This window comes from Mesorhizobium sp. M0898, from assembly GCF_040319695.1.
Taxonomy (GTDB): domain Bacteria; phylum Pseudomonadota; class Alphaproteobacteria; order Rhizobiales; family Rhizobiaceae; genus Mesorhizobium.
Map to the genome: position 1 here is coordinate 1 of NZ_JAMYOE010000129.1, position 1,130 is coordinate 1,130.

Here is a 1,130-nt window from a genome sequence, read left to right on the forward strand (position 1 = left end):
AGGGCAGGGCTATCGCATATGAGTGATGGCATTGATGAGATAGTCGTCGTTCCAGGCGCATTTCTTGATGCGATGGCTGATGGGAACTTTGGCAGCATCGGCGGCCTGAAGGATGTTTCTGGCGAGGCGATTGAGAAGGGCCGTGTTGGCGGGGGCATTGTCCTTGCGGGCACGGCTGAGATCCTCATCGAGATGGACATCGAGCATCCAATGCAGGCCGTTCTCGATCTGCCAATGAGCTCTAGTGAGGTCGAGCGCCCGCTGCGGCGACATGAGCGTGGAGGCCATGAACAGGCGCATCAACGGCTTGGCCTGATCGCGTCGGCTGGTGATGCGGATGAAGGCCAGGTGGCCGGGCATCAGCGGCTCGGCCGCCGCCACGATCTCGGCCTGCCGCCACTCGTTGCGGCCGTGGCTGGTCTCGGTCCGCTCGGCAATGGAAGGGGTGGCGTCGGCCAGTTGCAGGTTGGCACGGCGCAGCCAATGACGACGGTTGCCCTTCAGTGCAAGCAGGTAATCGCCACCTCTTTGGGTAATGGCCGCAGCCATGCGGGTGTGGCAGTGGAGCGCGTCGGCGGTGACCAATCTGCCCGTAAGATCAATGAGTTCGACGACTTTGAGCGCGGCCTCGACTTCGTTCTCACCATCGCTCGGCGAGACTGCCGCCAGGCACAGCCGGGTCTCGGCGGCGAAGGCCGACACCGTCAACGGCGGACTGGCTGCCAAGCCCTTCTCGTAGGCTCGCCGCAAAGCCTTGCCGTCAAGCGACACCACCTCGGGCGTCTCTCGGCTGGCTCGGGCGAAAGCTGCGGCAAAGGCAGCAAAGGCGCGACCAAAGGCCTCCGGGTCGAGCAGACGCAGCAGCCGCGAGAAGGTGTCGTGGCTGGGAGCTGCGTCATAGTCGATCAGCCGCGACAGCGCCTGCTTGCGCTCCTGCGCGAACAGGGCAAATTCCGTCGCATTGCTGGCGCCGCACAGGCTTGCTGCGATCATCATCACGATCAGGTCGCCAAGCCGGTGCGTGGCGTTGGGCGCGCGTGGATCAGGCACCGCGCCAAAGTAGCTCTCAAGGCAGGAAATGGCAGTCGCTCCTTCGCTCAACTGCCTCTCCAAAGAATCCTTTCTCAGCC

Annotated in this window: 1 protein-coding gene; it reads right to left on the bottom strand. The window is 63.5% G+C overall.

The window, feature by feature from the left end:
* Window positions 1–9: 9 nt before the first annotated feature.
* Window positions 10–1,130: ISAs1 family transposase (locus tag NKH90_RS34540; RefSeq protein ID WP_352823783.1), on the bottom strand; the 1,121-nt coding region annotated here is incomplete at its 5' end.